The organism is Micromonospora tarensis (assembly GCF_016803395.1).
Lineage (GTDB): Bacteria > Actinomycetota > Actinomycetes > Mycobacteriales > Micromonosporaceae > Micromonospora > Micromonospora tarensis.
On the sequence record NZ_JAEVHL010000442.1, the window covers coordinates 1 to 2,449 of the forward strand.

General features: G+C 69.5%; 2 protein-coding genes. Both read right to left on the bottom strand.

Features of this window, described 5'->3' with window-relative positions; genetic code table 11:
* A partial coding sequence (gene secF, locus JM949_RS35255) for a protein translocase subunit SecF (protein ID WP_203152381.1) occupies positions 1-1,050 on the bottom strand: 1,050 nt, incomplete at its 3' end.
* 1 nt (position 1,051) lies between these two features.
* A partial coding sequence (secD, locus tag JM949_RS35260) for a protein translocase subunit SecD (protein ID WP_203152382.1) occupies positions 1,052-2,449 on the bottom strand: 1,398 nt, incomplete at its 5' end.

Consider the following 2,449-nt stretch of genomic DNA (forward strand, 5'->3'; position numbering starts at 1 on the left):
CGAGCGGCTCGTCGTCGCGTCGGCCGGGGCCGGGCTCGCGGCGCCCTTCGAGGGGACCTCGCCCCGGCTGACCGCGCCGCGCCGAACCAGCACGCGCTTGTTGTGCGCCTGGATCCGCGGGTCGTAGTTCTTCAGCAGCGCCAGCAGCGGCGTGGCCACCAGGATGGAGGTCAGGAACGCCACCGCCATACCGACGAACAGCACCAGACCGAGGTCCTTCAGGGTGCCGGCGCCGAGCAGACCGGCACCGATGAAGAGCAGACCGCCGACCGGCAGCAGGGCGACCACCGAGGTGTTCAACGACCGCATCAGGCTCTGGTTGACGGCCAGGTTGGCCGCCTCGCCGTAGGTCTGGTTGTTGTTGGCGGTGATGCCCCGGGTGTTCTCCTGGACCTTGTCGAAGACCACCACCACGTCGTAGAGCGCGAAGCCCAGGATGGTGAGGAAGCCGATGATCGTCGACGGGGTGACCTCGAAGCCGACCAGCGAGTAGATACCGGCGGTCAGGATCAGGTTCATGATCAGCGACGAGACCGCGGCGACCGCCATCCGCCACTCGAAGCGCAGGATCAGGTAGACCATCACCAGCGCGATGAAGATGATCAGACCGAGGACGGCCCGCTCGGTGACCTGGCTGCCCCACGCCTCGCTGACCTGGTTGCCGCTGATCTGGTCGACGTTGATGCCGAGGTCCTCGGCGATCTGGGCCTTGACCGCGTTGGCCTGCTCGGCGCTGAGCTGCCCGGTGCGCAGCTCGTAGGAGTCGCCGCCGACCTCTTGGGCGGTGACCACGTGGGCACCGGTGTTCTCGGCGGCAAGCGCCGAGTTGACCTCGCGCTCGGCGTCGTTCAGCGTGCCGACGCTCGCCGGCACCTGGAACGAGTTACCGCCGGCGAACTCGATGCCCAGGCTGAAGCCGCGAATCGAGAAGCTGAGGATCGCGATCAGGACCAGGACTCCGGCGACGCCGAACCAGAGCTTGCGCCGGCCGACGATGTTGAGACCGGCCTCGCCGTTGTAGAGGCGGCTCGCCAGACCGTTCTGAGCCATCTCAGGCCTCCTTGGCGCGCGGGTTGCGGGGCTGGGTCGGCTGGTTGCGGGCTGGCAGCGCCCGGCCCAGACCGCTGACCCGCGGGGACAGGAACGCCCGGGTCCGGGCGAACATCGTCATGATCGGGTGCCGGAAGAGGAAGACCACGACCAGGTCCAGCACGGTGGCCAGACCGAGCGCGAAGGCGAAGCCCTTGACCGTGCCGACCGAGACCACGTAGAGCACCACCGCGGAGAGCAGGGTGATCGCGTTGGCCGAGATGATCGTGCGGCGGGCCCGGATCCAGGCGCGGGGCACCGCACTACGCGGGCTGCGCCCCTCCCGGATCTCGTCCTTCAATCGTTCGAAGTAGATGACGAACGAGTCCGCCGCCACACCGAGTGAGACGATCATGCCAGCGATGCCGGCGAGGGTGAGCGTGAAGCCGATCTGCCGGCCGAGCACCACCAGCGCGCCGAAGACGAGCAGCGCGGAGAGGATGAGGCTCAGGAAGATCACCGAGCCGAGCAGCCGGTAGTAGAAGAACGAGTAGATGATGACCAGCAGCATGCCGATGCCGGCCGCGAGCAGACCAGCGCGCAGGTGGCTGGCGCCCAGGGTGGCGGTGACGTTCTGCGACTCCTGCGCCTTGAAGGTCACCGGCAGCGCGCCGTAGCGCAGCTGGCCGGCGAGGGCGCTGGCGTCCTTCTGGTTGAAGTTGCCGGTGATCTGGGAGTTGCCGGTCAGCACGGCCTGGATCTCCGGCGAGGAGACGATCTCGTTGTCCAGCACGACGGCCACCCGGCACTTGCCGTCCTGACCCAGCGCGGTCGCGTCGCAGGCCTGGCCCTCGTTGGTGAACGCCTCGCGGGTCAGCGCGGTCCACTTGCCCTGACCGTCGCCGGTGAAGTCCAGGCTGACCACCCAGGCGTTGGTCTGGTCGAGCACCGCGTCGGCGTCGTCCACGTCGGTGCCGAGCACCTTGGCCTGGTCGAGCAGGTACTTCGACGCCTGGTCCTCGCAGGCGACGACCTGCTGCTTCGGGTCGGAGATCGACGCCGGCGGGCGCTTGTCGAGCTGGGCGCAGCCGATGGTCGGCACGTTGAACTGCATCTGCGCCGGCAGCACCGCCACCTCCTGCGCGGACAGCGCGCCGAACGGCTTGAGCTTGTCGCCCAGGGACGGGTCGGTGGACAGGTCGGCCGGGGCCTGTAGCCCGTTGGCGGCCTGCCAGGCGGCCGCGCCGACCTTCTGCTCGACGGCCTTGCGCTGCTCCTCGACGCTCGCCGACACCGGCTCGGCGCTGGCGCTCGGGGTGGGTGCGGCGGCGCTCGGCGAGGCGGTCGCGGAGGGCGTCGGCGTGGCGCTGGGCGACGCCGGGGCCATGCCGCCCTGACCGCCGCTCGGCGACGAACTGAC